The following is a 23,232-nucleotide window of genomic DNA, read 5'->3' as shown; positions in this document are numbered from 1 at the left end:
TAAACTTTGTTGTTTTAAGATGATTCGCTATCGGCGAATGCTTGCACCACAGGCACAACTGCGACATCTGCTCAAGCAAGCTTTCGCAGTGTCTTCTAAGACCCGGGCACGGCCTCAGCCAGGGTACTACTTGAGAAACTTCCCTGCTCCCTTGCACCGAGGAAGCCCGCTTCAAAGCGATACGAGTAGACGCAGGTGCGTCCGGGGGTCTTCGGCTCGTACTGTTCCCGCAGGCGTCATCGCCTATCACTCATCATAATATGTGTCAAATAGCAACAACCTTTTAGAAAACAGCGTTAATGAAAAAAACAATTACCGGGAAATGTTTCTAGAAGTCGGATGGTTTTCCCTTTGATCGATCAACTACTGGGAAATCCTTAGTTGATGATCAGGGGATTTCCCGGTAAAACGCACATTACTGGGAAAACGCTACATGCTTCTAACTAGATTTCCTGGTAAATGAAAAATTACTGGGAAATCAATGGAACATTTGACTGCGATTTCCCGGTAAAATTCAAAGTACTGGGAAATCGGCACATATTCTGATTAGATTTACCAGTAAAAATCACACCAACTCATTTTTTATGCAAACAGCTGCTCCTCAATTCCTTATTTGCATCATAAATGCATTTTTACTGCAAACAGCTGCTCCTCAATCCCTTGTTTGCATCATAAATACATTTTTACTGCAAACCATTTCTCTTATTTCTTCTGTTTGACTCATATATAACGACACCCTTATACAATCGACCTTTCGCCCTTAGCAAAAAGAAAAACTGGGCATGATACTCTACCAGTTCTTCCTTATGCATCCATTTTCCTTAATCAAATTGAAAATATTTTTTGGCATTATAATAGGATACATTCTGCACAATGTCTGCTAATGCAGCTTCGTCATTTGGATACTCACCGTTTTCGACCCATTGGCCGATCAAGTTACACATAATTCGGCGGAAATATTCATGACGTGTATAGGACAGAAAGCTACGCGAATCAGTCAGCATACCGATAAACTGACTGAATACGCCGATATCTGCTAATGTTTCCATTTGATTGATCATGCCTAATTTCGTGTCATTAAACCACCAAGCAGTACCAAATTGCATTTTCCCCGGTACACCACCACCTTGGAAACTTCCCATAATCGTGGCAATCGTCACATTATCACGTGGATTCAAAGAATAAAGAATTGTCTTCGGCATCGCATCCGCTTGATCTAACGAATCGAGCAATCCTACAAGTGGTTTGGCCAATAGTGCATCATTCATGGAGTCATACCCCGTATCCGGTCCGAGCTCGTTGAACATACGAGTATTATTGTTGCGATGTGCGTTGATATGGTATTGCATGGCCCAACCTTTTTCATGATATTTCTTTCCTAAAAAGGTTAATGTATATGATTTATACTTCGCTTCCTCTTCAGCAGTAACCGCCTCACCAGCAAGTGCCTTATTGAAGATATTAGCAACTTCCGATGCAGTTGCCTCTTGATACACGACTTCATCCAATGCGTGATCGGAAACACGCCCACCAATGTCATGAAAAAAGTTGATTCGATTGGCCAACGCTTGTAAAAAGGCATCATAAGAATCAATCGTCATATGCGAAACTTCGGCGAGTTTGTTGACCCAATCTGTAAAGCCTTCACGATTAATCTCTAGCCCTTTATCTGGGCGATAACTTGGTAAAATTTTTACATCAAATTGATCATCCGCTTTGATTTTTTCATGAAATTCCAATGAATCGGTCGGGTCATCCGTGGTACAAACCACTTCCACACCAGATTTAACTATGAAATCGCGCACGTTCCATTCACCGCTATTTAATTGCTGATTCACTTTTTCCCAAATAGCTGGTGCCGTATGTTCATTAAGCGGTTCTTCGACAGAGAAATACCGTTTCAATTCTAGATGTGTCCAGTGATATAGAGGATTACCAATTAATTTCGGGACAGTTTTCGCCCAAGCGAGAAATTTGTCATAGTCACTCGCATCCCCTGTCACATACTTTTCCTCCACACCATTGGCCCGCATCGCCCGCCACTTGTAATGATCGCCATATAACCATATTTTCGTAATATTTTCAAATTGCGTATTTTCATAGATTTCTTGCGGGCTTAAATGACAATGATAGTCAATAATCGGTAAATCTTTTGCATATTGATGATATAATTTTTCAGCTGTTGGATTCGTTAAGACAAAATTCTCATCCATAAATGGTTTCATTCAATTCCCACCTTTTTTGATAGTCCGAGTAAGTCTAAGTGGCGTCCGATATGATGAGCGAGCGCTTGGCGATAAGCATCTTCTTTATTTAATAACGTATCGAAAAATTCATCGCGGAATAAATCATTACCTGCATCATCCTTTGCCGTCAGCAAGATGCCATAGGTGACATGAAATAGTTGACGGGCGGCATCATGGTTCATATATTCAGGTAACTGATCGTCTGGTTGTTCTTTCAGTGGGGTCACACTGTCTAAGTCAGGGGTGACATGGTAGTACTTTAAAGTCTCTTCAAAATGTTCTTCAGCGTATACATGCATACGGCGATAAAGATCTGGATTCTCTTGAGCGACTACGCGCACGGCTTCAAGCCAGTTCGTTCCTGCTGTTTTAATGTGTAATAATCCATCAGTATACTTGCCAATAATCGGAAAGACACTAAACTTATCACTACCGGAATGAATGCTCAACTTGTAACCAAAATGTTTGGCAATGTCAGCGTGTTCTTTTAACTCTTTTTCGAATTGGTCCATATCCCCAATATAATCAATACCTTTCTGGAACTCTCCGCAAAAACGTGGCGCAAGACTTTCTACCTTGACCCCTCTGCGACGAAGCTCTTCTGCTACAAAGAAATGGGCTTCTGGTGAAGTCACCGTTTCTGTCTCATCGATAGAAATTTCAAAATCAACATCTCGATCCAGTGATTGCAAGTACGTATGATAGACATGCTCCATAAAGTCAATCGCCTCACCGTACACGAGAACATTTTTCGCCAAGTTGGCTTGATCAAATGATATTTGTCGTTCATGTACATTAAAGGTTTGATCTAGATAATAGTTACTGAAATACGCTCTTTTTTCATCGGATAAAGACGCAAATTCATTTTGAATCTCATCACTTGTTTGACTCTCTACATCATTACGAATCTGTTCTGAACAGTCTAACGTAAGGAACGAAAAGCCGAGTTGTAATGCGTGTTCAATATCACTTTCCAGTTTAATATGATCGGCATCTGCACCATAGCCATCTTTATATCCTTCTTGAAAAACAGCAAATGCCGCGGCATCTAAAATATCCGTCATCGTCCGATTCAAAAGCGTTAATTCACGAATGCTTTGTTGTGCTAAAATTGGCTTTACGTTACGCTCTTTCACCGTGTCGATATGACCTGGCGACGCGATACCTAATCGGTCACCTAATCCCATCGTCGCAATATCTGTTCCAAATGCTTGTGGAGCTGTATAGCTAAAGAACTGATTTAAGACTAACCGATTCTCATGTGTCAACGGGCAAACTTTCCCTTTACCAATATCCTCTCCAGACAACGCTTCAAATAACTCACCTGCACCTGCTGCTACTATCATTTTTTCCGTACCTGACTTCACCATAACGACTTGGCTACCTGCATGTTCCTCAAACGATGGTGTATACACAGTTACTTCTTCAGTTGAAGTTGGTACCTTTCTTTGTGACAATTCCTCCAATACAGATTCAAAGTGCTTTACCATGTCTCCACTCCCTCTCATAGATTATCGAATGTTAACGATTTCAAATTTCCTATCAAACAAACGACCTAAAATTTGAAAAACTTTTCTTTCATTAATAACAACGTTGTTATTTTTATGATATACTATCCTATAATAGAACTCAATACATAATAAAAATTTTTTAGAAAGAATTAGGTGATACAATCATGAACGTAACGATAAAAGATATTGCAAAAGAAGCAGGCGTGAGTTATTCGACCGTTTCTAAAGCATTGAATGATAGTCCATTAGTCAAAGAAGTGACGAAGAGAAAAATATTACGAGTAGCTGAAGATATGGGATACGAACCAAATCTTGCTGCTAAACAACTCGTCCGAAAGAAAACTGAAGTGATCGGGCTCATCTGGCCAACCATCGAACGAATCGTATTAGCTTCTCTTGTCTCAAATATTAGTAAAGCCTTTGAGTCGACACCTTATTCAATGATTTTATCTGTTGAAGATGTCGATACTGCCACTGATACGTTTAAAAAATTCCAAGTGGACGGGATGATTGTCTTTGAAGAATCCAATGATGACCCTGTCGATAATGATAGCATCCCCATGATCGCATATGGCGTTTCCAGTACTGATCATCGTTCGTATCCAATTATTGATGCCAATCATGAAGCGGCGATGCAGCAAGCAGTGGAATACTTATATCGTTTAGGCCACAAATCCATTGTCTATGTAGGACATATTGACACAAATGATAGCTTGCAAAAGGAAAAAGTCGAAGGCTATCAAAAAGCAATGACCAACACGGGGCTCTCCAATCATGTTCAGTCGATTGATACTGAAGGATTAGGCTGGTTTGATGGTTATTATGCGGTAGAGCAGTTATTGCAACAAGAGAATCCACCAACTGCCATCATTGGTGGTAGCTATGATATTAGTGGGGGAATTTTACGTGCATTACGAGAAAAAGGAATCAGCATACCCCATGATATGTCACTGATCAGCTATGACAATATTCCGCAAATGGCCACGATGGAAATGCCGATGACTTGTATCGGTGTTCCTGTTGATGAATTAGCAGAAGAGATTGTCCACGGCATTATTGAACATATTGAGTCAAACCAACCTGATGCTTTCATTAAGAAATTATCACCTACACTCACCGAACGACAAACGTGCGGACCAGCATAGCGAGACGAATCACCTTCTTAAGGTTTCTCGTCTCAAGACGTCATCTGCTTCCATACCATTTCGTACATTTTTTTAAGCGGTATTTGATGTTTTTCAGCTAATCTTCGACAGTCTTCAAACTCCGGCGCTTGACTAATGACTTGTCCGTTATGTAATCCCTCTTTTACTGAAACGTAGCCATACATTGTCTCAATGCTACGCACGCGCCGTTCCATCCGATAAACGGTTAACGGATAATAGCGAATGCCGAGTGTCGTCGTTTCACGAAGAAGAATATCCCGCATCCTATCCAAAATCTTTTCATGACAAAGCAACTGCACCAATACTCCTGGGCGATTCTTCTTCATGTAAATCGGCGTATAATAGACATCATTTGCCCCTGCCTCAAACAACCGATCCATGACATACCCTAACCATTCGCCAGGTGTGTCATCGAGATTCACCTCAACCTTCATCATCTGATGATCAACATGTTCATGATTTGGTGGTTGTTCCATCTTTTTCACCCCACTGATAAGTTCGACTTTATGTTTATTTTACCATACCTTTAGATAGAACTTTGCTACGATTATAGATTAATTGAAATAAAATTTGCCGATTAGGGGGTTGTATAATTTATATAATTTGTTTAATATGTATAATATAAATTGTATATAATAAAAAAGGGGGGTTACATCGTGACAGATGAGCACGAAGCGATCGAACAGTCAAGAGACATGATGATCAGTGCAATTGCCCAAACGATGGTGATATATGGGGTCACTCCATCCGTTGGCCGCATTTACGGTGTGCTTTATTTTGCCTCAGAACCATTAAATCTCGACGATATTAAAACACAAGTTGCGATGAGTAAAGCGAGTGTCAGCAATGGATTACGAGAATTATTAGAAACAGAAATGGTCATAAAAGTTTGGAAAAAAGGCGAACGCAAAGATCACTATGTCGCAGAAAAAGATTTCTTGAAAAACTTCATGTCATTTTTTATTAAGAAGATGCGTCAAGAACGAAACTTGATATTGAAAGCCGCTGAACAAGTGGAACCCAAATTAAAAGAGATCGAGGCTAACGCCGAGGATCCTGCATTGCAAGACATTGCACATAAAGATTTACGTCTTATACAAGATTCCTATGATTACTTTGATTGGACGATGCGCTTAGCTAACGTAATGGAATCAGGAGAAATATTTGATTTCCTACCTAAGAAGGAAGATAAAAAGGAGTAATGATGATGAAGCGAAAAAATACAGCTCTTGTATTGATTGATTTACAAAAAGAAAGTAACTTTGGCCTCGATCATATGGAGCAAGTGACACAAAACGCTAAACAATTAATTGACAGTTTTCATGCATTACAAATGCCCGTTATCTATACACGACAAATCAACCGTTCAGATCGTGCTGGACTTTCCCTAGGAGAACCATTAAATCAAGATGGCACACCATTTTTCTACAATAACAGCACAGAAAACATTGACATCATCGATGAGATTAAACCTCAGAAAGAAGATATTATCATTGATAAATATCGCTGGAGCGCGTTTTATCAAACCAGTCTTGACTTGATGCTTCGCAACTTGCAAGTGACAGATCTTATCATTGGTGGCGTTGTCACTGATGGTTGTTTAATGACTTCTGTTTATGATGCTTATTTTCGTGACTACAACATTCATTTAGTCAAAGATATATGCACAGCTTCTAATGAAGGGGCGCATATGTCAGCAATGATGATTATGGCCAACTGGATTTACAACTTAGAGATCTATGACACATCGAATCTATTAAAACGAGTCAAAGGAGAGAATTATTATTCATGGAAAGCTGACAAAGTAGACACGATGCAGTTTACTCCGGAAAACATGCGCAACATGTATAACAATATACAATAAAGGGGACATTCATCATGAAAAAACTTTTATTATTGATGGTATCATCGTTTGCAATGGTATTATTAGTGGCTTGCGGGAACGAACAACCTTCCACGAATGACAATGAACAAAATAACGAAGGCACAACTAACGAAGAAAAAGGAACGATTACATTCGGACAAACGCCCTGGTCTAGTACAGCACCTCCAACACAAATTGCGAAACAAATTTTAGAAGAACAAGGATATACTGTAGAAATCGAAAAAATCTCTCAACCAATGATTTGGGAAGGCATGGCGAATCAAGAGATCGACTTTTTTATGGATGCATGGTTACCTTATACCGAAGCCGCACGTTGGGAAAAGTTTAAAGATGATTTGACAAAAGTGACAACAAGTTATGAAAACGCTAAACTTGGTTGGGTTGTACCGTCTTATGTTGAAGAAAATACCATCAAAGATATTAAGCAAAATCCAGAGAAGTATGATAATCAAGTCGTTTCCATTGCTGAGGGTGCAGGCATTGTTGACCTATCCAAAGATTTAATGGAAGGGTTTAACATGAGAGAAAGTGGAATCGAACTGTCCACTTCTAGTGAGGGTGCGATGATTTCAGTCGTTGAAGAGAAGATCAGCAATCAGGAGCCTGTTCTATTTACAGCATGGAGACCACACTCCATTTTTGCTCGTCATGATCTGAAATTTTTAGAAGGACAAAATGAGTATTTTAAAGCAGATAACGTTTATGTATTGTCCTATAACGGTATTGAAGAAGAATATCCAGAAGCCTATCAAATTTTATCCAATTGGGGCATTTCCATTGATGCACTCGAAGATATGATTTATAAAAATGAAGAAAACGGTACATCCTTTGAAAAACTTGCATCACAATGGATTGAAGAACATCAAGATAAAGTCAATCAAATGATCGAAAATTAAACTCGGCTTACAAAGTTGCCCTTACATGTCATAACAAATGACAAGGGCAACTTTTTTCTCATAAACGGACCATCGAATATGCGACTTCAGTGATTTCTAAAAATAAAATTTACTCAGGGATTGCCATGTATGCCTATGATTGAAATCTGACCTCAAATAAACAGCAAGCGAATGCTTATTCACAACAAAAAAGCGAACTTTATCTGATGAAAACACAGATAAAGTTTGCTTTTAGTTCATTATACTATGGTATCCATTTTATAAGCTAGGTCGTAAAATACGTTGGAGAAATTGTTGCGTTCTTTCTTCCCTTGGATTTGTTAACACTTTTTGGGGTGTTCCTTGTTCGACGATATAGCCACCATCCATAAATATCACATGATCGCTTACTTCGGTAGCAAACTGCACTTCATGCGTGACAACAGCCATCGTCCATCCTTCATTCGCTAATTCTTTAATCACGTTGAGGACATCCCCGACCAATTCGGGATCTAATGCTGAAGTCGGTTCGTCAAACAGCATCAATTCCGGCTCAATCGCTAGTGCACGAGCAATGCCGACCCGTTGTTGTTGACCACCAGACAATTGGTAAGGGTATAAATCCATCTTATCCTGTAAACCTACTTTTGTAAGCAGACGTTTCGCTTGTTCAATCACCGCTTGTTGGTCACGTTTTTGTACAACCAACGGACCTTCTGTCACATTTTCTAGTGCGGTCTTATGCGGGAACAAATTATAAGATTGAAACACCATGCCCGATTTACGTCGCAAGGTTAACAAATCTTGCTTTTTTAGTTTTTGATTAAAATTAACGTGAAAACCATCTTCAAAATGGAATTCCCCTGTGGTCGGCTCCTCTAATGCATTCAAACAACGTAGCAAAGTGGTCTTACCAGAACCAGACGGTCCCATAATCGTTACCACTTTGCCTTTTTCAATCTCCATATTAATATTTTTCAACACTTCGAGATCACCAAATGATTTTGATAGACCTTTCATTGATAATAAGATGTTAACCACCACCTACTTCGCAATATAACGCTCGAGTCGCCGTTCGATCAATTCTTGTAAAACAGTTAAAATAAAACAAATGATCCAGTATAAAAAGGCCGCTTCAATATAAAGAATCAAAAATTCATAAGTCCTTGCCGCGATCTCCCTAGCTTGTCGGAATAATTCCGCCACTAAAATAAGTGAAGCAAGCGATGTATCCTTGACCAAACTAATAAACGTATTGGATAACGGCGGGACGGATACTCTCGCGGCTTGTGGTAGTATAATTCGTCGTAAGGTTGTACCGTTTGTCATTCCAACTGTATAACCTGCTTCCCACTGCCCTTTAGGAATTGAGGATATCGAGGCACGTATCACTTCTGAAGCATAAGCACCCACATTTAGCGAGAAGGCGATCACAGCACTTGGAAATGGTTCGATTGTTAAACCGATATTAGGTAAACCATAAAAAACGATAAATAACTGAACAATCATTGGGGTACCTCTGATCGCTGACACATAAAATGCAGCTGGTGCTCGTACAATCCGTGAACGCGACAACCTCATCACAGCCGTAAGTAGTGCTAACAATAGACCGACTGCAAAGGAAATTAAGGTAAGCGGAATTGTATATTTAATTCCGCCTTCTACCATTGGCCAAAAAGCCTGTTTAATTAGTTCCCAACCAGCTGTCCCTTCTGTTATCGTAAATACAAATGTATTATTTAGAAGAAACATCTTCACCAAACCATTCTTTCGAGATTTTTGCTAATGTTCCATCCTCTCTCATTTCATTGAGTGCGCCATTGACAGCTTCCACTAATTCTTCGTTACCTTTACGAAACGCAAAAGCGGTACGTGAAACATTGTCTTGTTGCGTAGCAATTTTGATAGAATCATCGCCTTTCTCGTTCATATATTCGAGTACGGCTAAGCGATCGTTCACTGTTACATCTACGCGACCTTGCTTAATATTTTCAATCGACTGTGCTAATCCTTCAACACCTACAATTTCTGCTCCATTTTCTGTCGCGATTTCTTCAAAGTTACTTGTCAATGATTGAGCTGACGTTTTCCCTTCTAAGTCAGCAAACGAAGTGATGTCATTGTTATCGGCTGGTACGACAATGACAGCGCCAGTATACGTATATGGTTCAGAGAAATCATACTTTTCAAGGCGATCCTCACGAATACCCACTTGATTCGCCACTACATCAAAACGCTCATTATTCAAGCCAGCTAACATCGAATCCCATTGTGTCTCTCTGAACTCTACATCCAAATCCAATCGATTAGCGACTTCTCTCATTACTTCGACATCATATCCCGTTAGTTCATCTTCCTCATTATGAAAGGTAAAAGGTGCATAGGTACCTTCTGTTCCTACTGTAATGACACCATTCTCTTGAATTTGACTATATAAGCTTTCATCAGATGATTCACTATTATTTCCATTGTTATTGCCACTTGTTTCTTCATTGTCCTCTGTCGTTCCGCAAGCTGCTAGCATAACAAACAACAAAGCTGATAAAAGTAAGATGCTTATTTTCTTCATGTTGAAAACCCCCAGTATTTTTGTCGGAATTTGTCTGATAGCGACGATTATACATGATCTATATCTGTTTGTAAACGAAAGATGATTGATTAATATAAAGAAAAAGCAACAAATGAAATAAAGGTGTATTCAACCTTTGTTTCCATTCGCTGCTTTTATTCTGATCCTTTTTATCATTCTTATGCACGACGAAATTGGTCATGTAAATAATGAATACTGTCATCAATGTAAGGTTCCTTCGTATTTTCTAATAAAACGTTAATATACGGCTTATGGTCTTTCAACCATCGAAAGATGATATCATAGCGTAGCATTCCTTGACCGACAGGGACCATCTTGATCCATTTATTTTCGATCACAAAATCTTTGGCATGAATCAGCACCATTCGATCGCCAAAAAGGGTGAAAGCTTCTTCGATCACACTTTCTTGCTGTTGGTAATTGTCCATCGACATAAAATTAGCAGGGTCGAAAATGACTTGCAAATGATTCGAATCAATTTCATCCAATAACCAGCGCATTTTTTTCGGTGTATGAATGGGGTGATTAATGCCACCTTCAATACCGACAATGACCCCCCACTTTTCTGCTTCTTTCACCAAATCTCGAACACTAGCTACGACTTTCCAAAATGCTTCTTCCGTAAAATTATCTTCCGTATATCCCATTTTTTCATTGACATTTCCTGTTTCTGAGCCCACGATACTACAGCCAAAATCTCTGGAAAAGCGAATGTGTTCTTTGAATCGGTCTAGTAATTTCTCCCGTTTCGCCTGATCTGGATGAATCATATTAATATAGCATCCGAGAATAGCAACTTGAACCCCTTTTTCTTGAAAACATTGTTGAATATAATGAGCAAAACCTGGACTTAACGTTCCTGTTTCAGTAGGAAGCGATTGAAATGATTTGGCTAAAGCTAACTGTACCGCCTGCAATCCTTTTGTTGCCACTTCAGACGCAATTTCCTCAGGGTGCTCATAATCAATATCATGCCCACGAATCCCTAAGTTGAGATGCATAACCAACCTCCTTTAGTTGAGAATAAAATGGTGAAAGTTGAGATTAAATTCACTAAAGTTGAGATTAAATCTGCCGAAGTTGAGAATAAAATCCCTAAACTTGAGAATAAACCTACCAAAGTTGAGAATAAAACGACCAAACTTGAGAATAGACCACTAAAGCAGACATCTATTAACGAGCAGAATGACTAGCTTTTACGCTAGTCATTCCTAATTATCTTGCGAGCCATCCTCCGTCGACGGCTAGAACATGTCCATTCATATAATTCGATGCTTGGCTTGCTAAATAGACAACCGTTCCCATTAAATCGCTCGGATCACCCCAATAACCGGCAGGAATTCGTGATAAGATTTCGGCACTCCTTTTTTCATCTGAACGGATGGGCTCTGTATTCTTCGTCGCAAAATACCCCGGTGCAATTGCGTTCACTTGAATGCCATGCGGTGCTAATTCATTGGCGAATGACTTCGTTAACCCTGCAACTGCATGCTTACTAGCCGTATATGGTGGGATAAACTTACCACCTTGAAAAGACAGCATCGAAGCAATATTAATTATTTTTCCTGCTTTTTGTTCAACCATCACCTTGGCTGCTGCTTGACTCAATAAGTATACGGCATCTAGATTCAACGCCATCACATCGTCCCAATCCGTTTCTTCATAATCTAAGATCGGATTCCGACGTATCGTACCAGCATTATTCACTAAAATATCCACCGAACCAAATGCATCCACACATGCCGGAACTACTTGCTTTAACTGCTCACGATCGGCAAGGTCAGCTTGATGAAATTCCACCTTGCCTTCCGCATCTTCTAGTAAACTTTTCGTCTCTTCCCAATTCGTCCCGTGTGTCACGACAAATACATTCGCGCCAGACTTGGCCAAAGCAACCGTATAGGCTTGGCCAAGTCCTGTATTTCCACCGGTGACAATCGCTGACTTTCCTTTTAGCGAAAAGTAGTCTAATGAAAATTGATTCACTTGTTCTACCATTTACTTACCTCCTTAGCGCAATTGATCCATGCGAATATGATCCATATCGGTATACGTAATGTTTTCACCACACATGCCCCAAATAAATGTATAATCACTTGTTGCCGTGCCAGAATGGATGGACCAGCTTGGGGAAATAACAGCTTGTTCATTTTTCAACACTAAGTGTCTCGTTTCATGTGGTTCACCCATAAAATGAAAGGCTCTCGTATCCTCTTCCATATCAAAATATAAATAGATTTCACTACGACGGTCATGGGTATGGGCAGGCATGGTGTTCCAGACGCTTCCTGGCATAATCATCGTTAAGCCCATCTGTAGTTGACAACTTTCACAGACATTCGGATGAATATATTGGTGGATTTTACGTTCATTTAATGTACCCGATTCACCTAGTTCCAATGGCTGAATATCTTTAATATCAATTTTCACTGTCGGATACGTATGATGAGCGGGTGCTGCAATAATATAAAATTTCGCAGGGTTGGCTGGATCATTGGAATGAAACCAGACTTCTTTCGTCCCTCGGCTGACGTACAAACCATCGTGTCGTTTCATATCATATGTCTTACCATCTAATTCAACCGAACCTTGGTTACCAATATTAATAATCCCTAACTCACGTCGTTCCAAAAAGTAGGAAACACCCAACTGTTTATCCAGCTTAATGGTTAACGCTTCATTTGCTGGCGTCACACCACCAAAAATCATTCGTTCCACATGCGTATACGTTAAATGCACTTTTCCTGGTTCAAATAGCTTTTCGACGAGAAACTTTTCACGTAATTCATCCGTATTATACCTTTTAATCTCCTCTGGGTGGTTTGCGTAACGTACTTCCATGAATAATTCCTCCTTGTCATATTATCGCTTGATTTCTTGGCCCATGTTTTCCTGGAACTGCTCGACTTCGAATGAAGAAAATGCGTTTCCATCACCTTTGATCGTGTGCTTTAACACGGCAGCTGACGTAGCGAAGGAAACGATCTTCTCTGGCCTCCAACCATTTAAGTGACCAGTAAGAATCCCTGCTGCATAGGCATCCCCCCCACCAATGCGATCGATCACAGGTTCAATCGCAAAGCTCGATGTTTGGTAAAGTTCATCATTTATATAAAAATTTCCTTGCAAGTAATGTTTCGACGTAGATACGACTTCTCGTTTTGTCGATGCGAATATTTGAATACTTGGAAATTTCTCTTGAATCTGCTGATAATAATACTGCAATTTTCGCCGGCCATCCCATTGCTCCAACGCTTCGTCGATACCTAAAAGATAGATCGCATCCATATGATTACAAAACGCCATATCCACATAAGGTAAAACCTCCTGGATAGCTTGACTCGCTTCTTTCTGACTCCAAAGCTTCGATCGATAATTAAAATCAAAGCTAACGGTCATTCCTTTTTCTTTTGCTGCTTGCATCGCTTGCTTGGTGATTTGGCGCAATGAAGAGGATAAAGCTAACGTAATCCCGGTTGTATGAAAAACGTCTGCACCCTCAAAAATCATATTCCAATCAAATACGCCTGGATCTACTGTGGCAAAACTCGAAAACTTTCGATCATAAGTAACAGCGCTCGAACGGTTCCCGATTCCCGCTTCTACATAATAAGTCCCTAGTCGCTCGCCACCCCGCAAGATTTGATTCGTACCAACTTGATGGGACGCTAAATAACGAATCGCAGCTTCACCAATGAAATGGTCTGGTAGGCGGCTCACATAATCAACTTCAAAACCAAAATTCGCTAACGAGATAGCTAGATTTGCTTCGGCCCCGCCATAATAGACATCTAATTTGTTTGCTTGATAGAATCGTTGATCATTTGCCGTCGTCAACCGCAGTAGCATTTCGCCAAAGGTAATCACTTTCATTCGATCACCTCTTTTACTTCATCGACATATTGTCTCGCCAATGCGGTGATTTTGTCATACTCACCCGTTTTTGCTGGCGCCACTAAATTCCCACCAATACCTACTGCAACCGCTCCAGCATCCAGCCATTCACGTAGATTATCTAAGTTAACGCCTCCTGTCGGCATAAGGTTGGTTTGAGGTAACGGGGCTTGTACTGCTTTCACAAAACTTGGACGCAACGTATGACTCGGGAACAATTTCACAACATCTGCACCTGCTTCCATTGCCTGTTTGATCTCCGATACGGTTACACAACCTGGCATATAAGGTACTTGATAAAAGTTACAGAGCTTGGCTGTCTCTTGATCAAACGATGGCGCCACTACAAACGCTGCACCTGCCGTAATCGCCTCTCTTGCCGCATACGCCTCAAGCACAGTGCCCGCACCTACAATAACTTGCTTGTTATCTTGGTATTTCTCCGTCATCGTACGTATCACTTCTTCCACATTCGGAATCGAAAAAGTGAATTCAAGCGTATAGATTCCACCATCAATACATGCATCCGCTACTTTTATCGCTTGTTCTTGACTGTCTGTTCGAATCACCGCCACAAGTTTCTGTTTTTGAATCGTTGATAACACATGTACTTTATTCATGACTTCACCTCATCTCTAGGAAGAAAAGTTGCGAGTGGATGTTTTATCTCCTGGATTTCATCGATAAATAATCTCGCCATCGCACGTGCCCCATGTTCTTGCAAGTGGGTATCATCCTGCTCCCCATCCGGGTAAGCAGAATAGATACCTGGTGCTATCCACATAAATAGTTTTTTTGACGATTCTTCTCCTAACTCGCTGATCAAACGCTGACTCAACCGATTCATATCAATCACAGTGACACCTTGTTTTTCTGCAAGTTCACAAGCTGCCTTCGGATAATCCCCATGTGTATCAAGCAATTTACCAGTTTCACTAAAGTGTCGCCTTGCAATCGACGTGAGTAAGAGGGGAGTCCCGCCACAGGTCCTTGTGCGTTCAATCATAAATTGTAAATGTTCTTGATAACTCGAAAACGGATCAGTGGATCGCTCAAGGTCAGGCTTTTGGTCGTTATGGCCAAATTGAATCAGCACATAATCACCAGCCTGTAGTTCTTTTTCAATCGCCTCCCACCGCTTCTCTGTCAAAAATGATCGACTGCTCCTACCTGAGGCAGCATGGTTTCTAATCATTACTTGATGATGAAAAAAGGATGACAGTACTTGCCCCCATCCCATGCGTGGGTAGCGTTCGGGTTCGTAATCACACATCGTCGAATCCCCAGCTAGGAAAAGTTGCACCTTCTTCATTTGCTTAACTCCAATTGAATACTCGCTAGTGCAAAGGCCCCGACACCGTGCAAGTCATTTGTACTGCGCTCGCGATGGACATAGTAATCATAAGTACCAATTGACGTTCCAATACATATATCATGTAAATGGAAACGTCCGCGATCATCTACTTCTACCTTATTTTTAAGCAAACCGTCGTATGCTTTCTCGGCATAAGTCAAATAAGACGTATCAACATACCCCATGTTGACAGCTTTTGCGATCGCATAAGTGAATAAGCAAGAACAGGAACTTTCTAAATAATTATCACTTTGGTCACCTTTATCAACAACTTGATACCACAGACCAGTCTCTTTATCTTGATACGTAATCAGCGCATCGACCAATTGTTTGACAACCGTTTTCAATTCTTCTCGTTTTTCATGGCCTTCAGGAAGCATCTCGATAAAATTAGCTGTCACCATGCTATACCAACCGAGTGCTCTTCCCCAGATTTCTGGAGCATGGCCCTGTTCAGTGGCCCACGGCGCTTTTTTACTCTCATCATAACCATGATAATAAAGACCATTTTCCTTTTGCGTATGTTTGCGCATCAACCGCTCCTGCTCCATGACAAGGTCCGTTAATTCTGGTTCTCCAAATCGTTGACCGTATTGGATCGCAAATGGTCCAGCCATATACAATCCATCGAGCCACATTTGATACGGATATTTATCTTTATGCCAAAAGCCGCCTTCTTTTGTTTTATTTAATGTGTTCAATAAATGGCGTAACTTACGGGCAGCAAGTTTGTATTTTTCATCTTTCGTTTCTTCATACAAGGGCAGCAGCAACAAACCTGGTTGAATCGCATCAAGTTCACTTCTGGCAAAGTAAAAGTTACCGTTCTCATCGATTAGCTGATCGACATACGTTTTGACATAGTCATAGTATTTTTTCTCGTTCGTTTGTTTCCACACATCGTACATGCCGCACAAAAATACACCTTGATGATAATGCCAGCGATCGGCGGGTGGTAATTTTACAGGTTCATATTGCTGCATCAACGTATCACAAGCTAGTTTCGCCCAATCGAGAGCGGTCTTTTGTGTCACTGTCATTATAATCCACCTTTCTACTTATCATTTCCGTGATATTCAAACCAATCAAAATCGGCATAATTCGTACTATCTTCTCCATTTGCCGAAACATAAAGCCCTATATACGCACCAACAAAACCGCCTGCCTGATCTGTACTTAAAATCGTGCCATCCACTCGGTCCGCTAACACTTGCCAGTCCCACGCTTTTGTTGCATAAGCAAATGAATAGGCCTGCCCTTCGGCTTCTACTTTCAAGTAAACGTTGTCCGAATCGATTTCGTTTTTCGCCATTCTTTCATCAACGCCTGCTTCCCTTCTCACCAATTGAATATATGTTTTTTCTCCTTCTAATAGCACTTCCATTCGAAATTGGTACTCATGATTTTGAAGTAATACCAGGCCTGCTGTTTCATACTCGGTCTGTGGCTTGAATGCCATAACTGTTTGAGCCAAAAAGTGAATATGCTGCTGTCTTCTACCAATAAATGATGGGTTCTCTTGTTCCATGATCGTTTCTTTCTTTGCTTGTAACCGTAGATAACCCGGCCTTTCCGTTAATGACCAAAAATTACCACGAGGCGTACGTAAGAAATTCCATTGATCGCTCAGCTCGCTTGCTTCAAAGGAATCAGCATGCCCCTCACTTGGCCAGCGATGTTCCGTCAATTGAGGAAACGCCATTTCTTCCTCAATCATCCCTTTTCCAGGATTAACAATCGGCCAGCCATCTTCCCAAACAAACGGCACAAGAAATGTTTCCCTGCCGAGATTGCGATAATAACCACCATACGGTCGCGAGGCGAGACAAACCATCCACCAATCACCGTGTTGCGTCTCAACAATATCGGCATGCCCGACATTAACAATCGGATAATCTCTTCCTAAATGACGATGTGTCAAAATTGGATTGGTTTCAGTCATTTCATAGGGTCCTGTAATTTTCTTGCTTCTTGCAATAGTGACAGCATGTGTATGACCTGTACCACCTTCAGCAATTATTAAGTAATACCAGCCATTGATTTTATATAAATGAGGTGCTTCTTGGGCATGAGCATTTTTCAACGCCCCATCCCACAAGCTGTAAGTTGGACCTACGAGTTGTTTTTTGTCTACATCAAGTTCCTGCAACCATATTTCATTATGCTTTGCATACTGTCTTCCTGATGGTGGCTTGCGATTACCGGTATAATAGACTTTACCGTCATCATCAAAAAATAAAGAAGGATCAATGCCAGGTGGCGTCTCCAACCAGTTCGGATCTGACCAATCACCAGCCGGGTCTGTTGCCGTTACATAGAAATTCATTCTTGCTCCCGCTTTACTTTCGACGAATGTTGTAATCATATAAAATACACCTTCATGATAGCGAATCGTCGGTGCGTATATCCCGCGAGAATTCGGCGTTTGATCCAAGTTCAGTTGCTCAGGACGATCCAGTACATGCCCAATTTGCTTCCAATGAACCAGGTCTTTACTATGAAAAATAGGGACACCAGGAAAATACTCAAAACTTGACGTCACTAAATAATAGTCTTCACCTACCCGGCATATGGACGGGTCCGGATAAAATCCTGGTATTATAGGGTTTTTAAATGTCTTCATTTCTGATCAACGCCCCTTCTTTCAAATATCCCTCAGCCAGTTTTTGATACTGTAAGCCACTAACATGTAAGTCGTTGATATGATGGTAACGAACAACTGGTGTATCATTGGGCTTTTCTTGTTGCGACAACTGGTCCAATATAACTTGCTTCGCTTCTTCGACATGCAATGCTGGACCAGTGCGTGTCTTGACTTTTACGTGATGGAAGGTAAGATTTTCAACATACTTCGCGAATATACCTTCTCCAGCCATTTCGATTTTTTCTCGAACCATATCTGGTTCTCCTCCTGGTGTGGAGGCATCTTCCGTCATCTCAACGGTTACATGCTCAATAGAAATATCTCTCACCGGCATTTCTGGTAAACCATAGATAAAGCCTGCCGCTGCCCGACAATTTCTAGCCATCACTTGCTGCACCCGAATTTGTTCGACGACTGGCGTTTTTTCGCTAACTGGGATAATATTTCCATCCAATAATGCTTGATTGCTTTTACTGACCCCATGCCGATAAAAAGAATTAATCGCAATCGGACATAAAACACTGTCCATCATGATATTTGAAATGAGAATATTCCGGATATAACTGCCGCGTTCCCGATTTGTTTTTACCCGAATCCCTCGATCAGTACCATCAAAAATACAATTACTAACGACGACATTCTCAATACCACCAGAGTTTTCACTACCCAGCACCACACCACCATGCCCGTGCTGCATCGTGCAGTTCGATACCGTAATATTTTTGGTTGGTATGCCATGATAACGCCCATCTTGATTGATGCCTGATTTAAGCACGACACAATCATCACCGACATCAAAGTGACAATCCGAAATACGAACATTTTGACTAGAGTCGACATCCAGTCCGTCGCCATTTGGTGTATCTGACGGATTTTGAAATCGAACGTGATGAACGTTGACATCTCGGCAAAAGACGAAATGCGTATTCCAAAAGGGAGAATTTTTCACGGTCACACCTTGCATCGTAATATGCTCTGCTTGGTAAAACTGAACTAATGGCGGCCTTAAAAATTGGGATGGCCATTCGACTAAATTTGTATCTGCTGGTTCAGTAAAAGTCTGATTTGCTTCGGCAATCTCTTGCGTTTTCTCTGAGTAATAATCATCGCCATCGCGCAAACGTCGATTCACTTGCCACCATGCCTCACCATTTCCGTCAATGGTTCCTTCACCTTTAATCGAAACATTTTCCACTTGATTACCGAATAGTAATGGCATAAACGCATGGCATACATAACCCGACCAACGTGTTTTGACGATTGGATACTGTGAAAAGTTGTCCGTAAACGAAAGTGTCGCACCGCGTTCAAGATAAAGTGTCATATGATACATAATTCAATGGGCCCTGTTCTATATACACCTGCTGGAACATAGACCGTTCCACCCCCTGCATCAGCGCATGCTTTAACGGCCTGGGTCATCATTTCTGTGTGATCGGTTTCGCCATCACTCGCGCCGAACTGCGTGACATCAAACAATCCCATCCAACTTCCTCCTTTATTTCAATAAATCTTCTCGAAGTGGTGTGAATATATCTAATAGTTTGCTAGACTCTAATGCCTTCACACCATGCGCTACATTTGAAGGTATATGCAAGGAATCCCCTTTTTGCACCACCTTTTCTTCTCCGTCTACTTGGAAGACGAGTTTTCCTTCTAAACAATACGTCAACTGTTCATGCGGGTGATGGTGCATTGCCCCTTCTGCTCCTGCATCAAATGCTACTTCCATCATCATCATATCTTTACCTGGTTGATGAATTTTTCGCACCACCCCTGGGTCAGCCTGTTCCCATTGATTCAAACTCATGAACGCTTCCTCCTTTTTCTACTAACATCGGTAACAATAATTGAATCCCCATTACAATCAACAAAACATAAGCAACAGTCTGTGTATCCATTTGATTCGAAAAAAAGATATAAAATAAAATCCCTAAACCTCGCCCACTATTAATAATCGTTTCTCTCAATACAACGGCTTCCGTTCGAAATTCAGTTTGGAGCGGTACTCGATTGATCCATTGAAAATAATAGGCAGCATATGCATTGGCTTGGAGCGGTTTAAATAAGTGGAGCACCACCATAAACAAAATTACACTCCACATAGCAATATCCCATGTAACAAATAAGCTAGCCGTAAGAAAACCAACAGCAGCAATCCATAAATACTTGTAGGTAGCATCTACATTCGCAAATCGAGAAATGACATAACTGGATAAGATCGATATCGCTAAAAATCCTGCATTCAGAAAGCCTACCGCCCCTTCATCATCGAACATTTGATAAATCAAAATAGCAGGCAAGAACATGAGTATCCCTTGCGGAAAACCGACAATCATCCAACCGAACAATGCTTTTTTAAACGCAGGTGTTCGTTTGAGAATCAACGGTAAATACCGCATGTAATAATTTCGGTGGCGCATTTGTTCGCTTTTTATGCGAAAGCTTCCCAATGTGGCGATAAAAAACATCGTAAAAGCGATCGAAAACACAATGATATAGCCTGTTAATGCTTGCGACTGTTGAATGATGAAACCAGCGATTGCTGGTGCTACTAAGTTAGCTGATCCCATCACAATTTGATTCCAGCCTAAGTAACGGTGGCGGTTTTTATCTGATGAAACTTCATGTACCATCGTAAAGTAAGCGACCCAGTAAAGGCCTTGTGCCACTCCACGCAATAAGGCAAATAAATAAAAATAGGTCACAATATCCTCTTGAACAGTTACAATAAATAAATAGAACAAAGCCGTCATGAAGATGCCATATCGATAAATGCTTGTTCTTCCCTTTTTCTTAGCTACTTTTCCAATCATGAAGGTCGTCAACGCCTGGGTGAGAATCGCAACCAAATTATAGATTGCATTGATCCAAAGGTCATTGGTTAACCGCCACAAATATAGATTAATAAATATAATCGATAATGAACCGCCAAATTGAAATATAGCGTGATTGACAAGCAACTGAATCGCATATGATGACAGATGTTTCTCTTTCTTGATACGCATAAATTGGTTCCTTCTTTCCTATCAAGTCATTTGTCTTTTCAATCGATGCCAAAATTGTGACGGGCGCACGAGTGTACACTTTCCGTCTGTAATAAATGATACAGTTGCTGCCTAATCAACGTTGCCTGAGTTGAGGCATTCATATCACCTTCACGTAAACCGAGCCCTAATTCAACGGGGCGAGGCATTTCTGGGTAATGTTCACCCGCTTTTACTTGACTAACATTCGGTGCTTTAGGTGAACGATCGATTTCTCGAGAGAATCCTCCGTCCGATTGTTTGAACGACTGAAGATTCTCAATCGTCACTTTACAAATTTGATGACGATATTCTCTAGGTATTTCCACTTCTAAATAGGAGAGTAAATCAATTGGATTACGTACATAGCACATATCAGTGGCCTCTTCTTCATGTAAACATCTCATAATACTTTGATAGATTTTTTCTTGATTGGGCATACGCATCTGATATTTTCGATAAAACGTGTGCAGTTTAAAAGTACCTGATATTTTTACATAAAGTGAGCCCTCCCCCCATAAACCTGTCGTTGGATCTTGAATCTCGGCTAAATAATCGACAAATGATTGCACATAACGCTTTTGTTGTTCCGGTTCCATGTGATGAATATAACCTGCCGAAGAAACTAATCGATCACAGCCACGCCAACTATTTTGAAGACTAATCCGTTCCCACTCTTGTCGATAGGCCGTCACCGATTTTGTAAATGACGGCCACTCATTGGTTGCTTTAGGCAGATCATATAATGGTGTGGCACCTAATCTTTTCAAACTACCGATTGAATAATTCAATGCACGTTGCACCATCACTTCATCTTTAGCCATCGCGGGATGCTCGTCAAAGAAATATCCACTACCTTGATCTTGCTTGCGTTGAAAAAACTTGACAATGGACTCACGTATTGGATCAGGCATTTCATCTAAAAGCTGTTGCCGTTTTAAGATATTGATAGCTTGTGCTGTGGATTCAATGTCTGGTGCAAATGTTCTTGCCCCTATGGAACTTCGAGCATAGTAGAATCCTCCAGTCACTGGATCAAATTGACCGCTTAACCAATCAAACAGTCCTACATATTGTCGATCGAGTTCTTGCAACAATCGGCCCGTAACATCCATAGGCATTCCCTTCTTTCCTTATTTAACTTATCCCTTCACTGATCCTAATAGTGCACCTTTGGCAAAATATTTTTGTAAGAATGGATAGACCAATAGAATCGGTAAAGTAGATACAACAATCGTCGCCATTTTGACCGTTACTTCAGGTGGTGGCACATCGGTAAAATCTTGGCCGTCATAATTAATACCACTTGCTAGTACTACGATTTGACGCAACAATACTTGTACCGGCCACTTATCAGCATCACTTAAATAGAGGATGGCATGCATATATGTGTTCCAATAGGTCACTGCGTAGAACAACGAAATCGTTGCAATCGCAGGTAATGAAATGGGAATGACAATTCGGAACAAAATCCCAAAATCATTGGCACCATCAATTTTTGCTGATTCTTCTAAACCTGGAGGTAAATTCATAAAAAAGCTTCGCAATATGATCATGTTAAATGCATTAATCGTTACAGGGATAATTAGCGCCCATAATGAATCGAGCAATCCTGTTTGCTGAACAACCAAGAAAGTTGGGATCATCCCACCGTTAAATAACAACGTAAACACAATCATAAAGTTGATGACCCGTCTTCCAACTAAATCTGTTCTTGATAGACCATAAGCCGTTAACGTCGAGAAGAGCATACTCCACAACGTCCCGCCTAAGGTTACGATCACAGATACGACTAACGCTCGGAAAATGGTATCTGTTGAAAAAATATATTTATAGGCATTTACACTAAATTCAGTCGGGAATAATAGAAATTTCGTATTAGCTACTTCCGCACTTGTAGCAAATGAACTCCCAACCACATGGATAAAAGGCAAAATCGTGATTAATCCTAATAGAGCTAACAGAATATAATTAATCACATCAAATAACTTACTGCCCATCGAAATTCTTTGTTTCTTTTTCGCCATTCTCGTCACCTCAT

24 protein-coding genes are annotated in these 23,232 nt (G+C 40.7%); 4 read left to right on the top strand and 20 right to left on the bottom strand.

All coding sequences use genetic code 11. The features are described 5' to 3' along the window. Positions 1-821: 821 nt before the first annotated feature. Both uxaC and J416_RS09955 read right to left on the bottom strand, forming a co-directional pair. Positions 822-2,225 (bottom strand): glucuronate isomerase, encoded by a 1,404-nt coding sequence (gene uxaC / locus J416_RS09960; protein WP_003470006.1) that lies wholly within the window; start codon positions 2,223-2,225, stop codon positions 822-824. Continuing rightward, positions 2,222-3,736, bottom strand: a complete 1,515-nt coding sequence (locus tag J416_RS09955; RefSeq protein ID WP_003470005.1) for a tagaturonate epimerase family protein — start codon at positions 3,734-3,736, stop codon at positions 2,222-2,224. The genes uxaC and J416_RS09955 overlap by 4 nt, the downstream gene beginning before the upstream one ends. A gap of 185 nt (positions 3,737-3,921) precedes the next feature. On the opposite strand from J416_RS09955, the gene J416_RS09950 reads away from it, so the two are divergent. Then, on the top strand, positions 3,922-4,902 hold the full coding sequence (locus J416_RS09950) for a LacI family DNA-binding transcriptional regulator (protein WP_003470004.1): 981 nt from the start codon (positions 3,922-3,924) through the stop codon (positions 4,900-4,902). A gap of 32 nt (positions 4,903-4,934) precedes the next feature. Here J416_RS09950 and larC2 read toward each other — a convergent pair whose 3' ends face one another. Further along, positions 4,935-5,399: a nickel pincer cofactor biosynthesis protein LarC2 gene (gene larC2 / locus J416_RS09945; protein WP_003470003.1), complete on the bottom strand. Its 465-nt coding sequence runs from the start codon at positions 5,397-5,399 to the stop codon at positions 4,935-4,937. 180 nt (positions 5,400-5,579) lie between these two features. Between larC2 and J416_RS09940 the strand changes: the two genes are divergently transcribed. From J416_RS09940 to J416_RS09930, 3 genes are read left to right on the top strand one after another with little or no spacing between them, the layout of a single operon-like run. Beyond that, on the top strand, positions 5,580-6,125 hold the full coding sequence (locus J416_RS09940; RefSeq protein ID WP_003470002.1) for a GbsR/MarR family transcriptional regulator: 546 nt from the start codon (positions 5,580-5,582) through the stop codon (positions 6,123-6,125). Between the two features lie 5 nt (positions 6,126-6,130). After that, on the top strand, positions 6,131-6,787 hold the full coding sequence (locus tag J416_RS09935) for a cysteine hydrolase family protein (RefSeq protein WP_040513343.1): 657 nt from the start codon (positions 6,131-6,133) through the stop codon (positions 6,785-6,787). A gap of 14 nt (positions 6,788-6,801) precedes the next feature. Continuing rightward, complete coding sequence (locus J416_RS09930) at positions 6,802-7,704, top strand: glycine betaine ABC transporter substrate-binding protein (RefSeq protein ID WP_003469995.1); 903 nt, start codon at positions 6,802-6,804, stop codon at positions 7,702-7,704. Between the two features lie 258 nt (positions 7,705-7,962). Here J416_RS09930 and J416_RS09925 read toward each other — a convergent pair whose 3' ends face one another. The 17 genes from J416_RS09925 to J416_RS09845 form a co-directional block, all read right to left on the bottom strand. After that, a complete protein-coding gene (locus tag J416_RS09925; protein WP_003469977.1) occupies positions 7,963-8,703 on the bottom strand; it encodes an amino acid ABC transporter ATP-binding protein in 741 nt (246 codons plus the stop codon). Between the two features lie 24 nt (positions 8,704-8,727). Continuing rightward, complete coding sequence (locus J416_RS09920) at positions 8,728-9,435, bottom strand: amino acid ABC transporter permease (RefSeq protein WP_003469976.1); 708 nt, start codon at positions 9,433-9,435, stop codon at positions 8,728-8,730. Further along, a complete protein-coding gene (locus J416_RS09915; protein WP_003469965.1) occupies positions 9,419-10,252 on the bottom strand; it encodes an amino acid ABC transporter substrate-binding protein in 834 nt (277 codons plus the stop codon). The genes J416_RS09920 and J416_RS09915 overlap by 17 nt, the downstream gene beginning before the upstream one ends. Before the next feature lie 179 nt (positions 10,253-10,431). Continuing rightward, the gene (locus J416_RS09910) at positions 10,432-11,274 is read right to left on the bottom strand and encodes a sugar phosphate isomerase/epimerase family protein (RefSeq protein ID WP_003469961.1); all 843 of its coding nucleotides are present in this window, start codon (positions 11,272-11,274) and stop codon (positions 10,432-10,434) included. A gap of 214 nt (positions 11,275-11,488) precedes the next feature. Further along, positions 11,489-12,271 (bottom strand): 2-dehydro-3-deoxy-D-gluconate 5-dehydrogenase KduD, encoded by a 783-nt coding sequence (gene kduD / locus J416_RS09900; RefSeq protein ID WP_003469955.1) that lies wholly within the window; start codon positions 12,269-12,271, stop codon positions 11,489-11,491. 12 nt (positions 12,272-12,283) lie between these two features. Further along, positions 12,284-13,114: a 5-dehydro-4-deoxy-D-glucuronate isomerase gene (gene kduI / locus J416_RS09895; RefSeq protein ID WP_003469943.1), complete on the bottom strand. Its 831-nt coding sequence runs from the start codon at positions 13,112-13,114 to the stop codon at positions 12,284-12,286. Between the two features lie 21 nt (positions 13,115-13,135). After that, a complete protein-coding gene (locus J416_RS09890) occupies positions 13,136-14,146 on the bottom strand; it encodes a sugar kinase (protein WP_003469941.1) in 1,011 nt (336 codons plus the stop codon). After that, positions 14,143-14,787: a bifunctional 2-keto-4-hydroxyglutarate aldolase/2-keto-3-deoxy-6-phosphogluconate aldolase gene (locus J416_RS09885; RefSeq protein ID WP_003469939.1), complete on the bottom strand. Its 645-nt coding sequence runs from the start codon at positions 14,785-14,787 to the stop codon at positions 14,143-14,145. The genes J416_RS09890 and J416_RS09885 overlap by 4 nt, the downstream gene beginning before the upstream one ends. After that, positions 14,784-15,479: a rhamnogalacturonan acetylesterase gene (locus J416_RS09880; protein ID WP_003469937.1), complete on the bottom strand. Its 696-nt coding sequence runs from the start codon at positions 15,477-15,479 to the stop codon at positions 14,784-14,786. The genes J416_RS09885 and J416_RS09880 overlap by 4 nt, the downstream gene beginning before the upstream one ends. Then, the gene (locus J416_RS09875) at positions 15,476-16,567 is read right to left on the bottom strand and encodes a glycoside hydrolase family 88/105 protein (RefSeq protein WP_276116564.1); all 1,092 of its coding nucleotides are present in this window, start codon (positions 16,565-16,567) and stop codon (positions 15,476-15,478) included. The genes J416_RS09880 and J416_RS09875 overlap by 4 nt, the downstream gene beginning before the upstream one ends. A gap of 8 nt (positions 16,568-16,575) precedes the next feature. Further along, complete coding sequence (locus tag J416_RS09870) at positions 16,576-18,144, bottom strand: glycoside hydrolase family 43 protein (RefSeq protein WP_003469933.1); 1,569 nt, start codon at positions 18,142-18,144, stop codon at positions 16,576-16,578. After that, positions 18,131-19,498, bottom strand: coding sequence for a glycoside hydrolase family 28 protein (locus J416_RS09865; RefSeq protein WP_003469931.1), 1,368 nt, complete (start codon positions 19,496-19,498; stop codon positions 18,131-18,133). Before J416_RS09865 ends, J416_RS09870 begins: the two co-directional genes overlap by 14 nt. Continuing rightward, positions 19,486-19,650, bottom strand: coding sequence for a glycosyl hydrolase family 28-related protein (locus J416_RS16260; RefSeq protein ID WP_003469929.1), 165 nt, complete (start codon positions 19,648-19,650; stop codon positions 19,486-19,488). Before J416_RS16260 ends, J416_RS09865 begins: the two co-directional genes overlap by 13 nt. Positions 19,651-19,663: 13 nt before the next feature. Then, positions 19,664-19,975 (bottom strand): cupin domain-containing protein, encoded by a 312-nt coding sequence (locus J416_RS09860; protein WP_003469926.1) that lies wholly within the window; start codon positions 19,973-19,975, stop codon positions 19,664-19,666. Further along, the gene (locus tag J416_RS09855; RefSeq protein WP_003469924.1) at positions 19,947-21,173 is read right to left on the bottom strand and encodes an MFS transporter; all 1,227 of its coding nucleotides are present in this window, start codon (positions 21,171-21,173) and stop codon (positions 19,947-19,949) included. Before J416_RS09855 ends, J416_RS09860 begins: the two co-directional genes overlap by 29 nt. A gap of 38 nt (positions 21,174-21,211) precedes the next feature. Then, a complete protein-coding gene (locus J416_RS09850) occupies positions 21,212-22,306 on the bottom strand; it encodes a hypothetical protein (RefSeq protein WP_003469922.1) in 1,095 nt (364 codons plus the stop codon). A 27-nt stretch (positions 22,307-22,333) separates the two neighbouring features. Further along, on the bottom strand, positions 22,334-23,218 hold the full coding sequence (locus J416_RS09845; RefSeq protein WP_003469919.1) for a carbohydrate ABC transporter permease: 885 nt from the start codon (positions 23,216-23,218) through the stop codon (positions 22,334-22,336). Between the last annotated feature and the right edge of the window lie 14 nt (positions 23,219-23,232).

This window comes from Gracilibacillus halophilus YIM-C55.5, from assembly GCF_000359605.1.
GTDB classification, from domain to species: Bacteria; Bacillota; Bacilli; order Bacillales; family Amphibacillaceae; genus Gracilibacillus; species Gracilibacillus halophilus.
The sequence above is the reverse complement of the archived record's forward strand: the minus strand, read 5'-3'. Positions and strand labels throughout refer to the sequence as shown.